The 210-nt window shown below is 53.3% G+C and carries 1 pseudogene; it reads left to right on the plus strand.

What is annotated here, in order from left to right:
* Positions 1-210: pseudogene (gene obgE / locus AB4585_RS28715) on the plus strand (GTPase ObgE); the annotation flags it as partial.

Consider the following 210-nt stretch of genomic DNA (forward strand, 5'->3'; position numbering starts at 1 on the left):
ATCGATTACCGTTTCCAACGCTTTTATGCAGCAGATCGTGGCGCAAATGGCCGTGGCGGTAACTGTACGGGTAAGCGTGGTAATGACCTGACACTTAAGGTGCCTGTAGGTACGCGTGCCGTAGACATCCATACCAACGAGGTTGTGGGTGAAGTTGCAGAGCACGGCAAGAAAGTGATGATCGCAAAAGGCGGTTGGCACGGACTGGGT

The organism is Vibrio sp. 10N.222.49.C9 (assembly GCF_041474985.1).
Lineage (GTDB): Bacteria > Pseudomonadota > Gammaproteobacteria > Enterobacterales > Vibrionaceae > Vibrio > Vibrio crassostreae_C.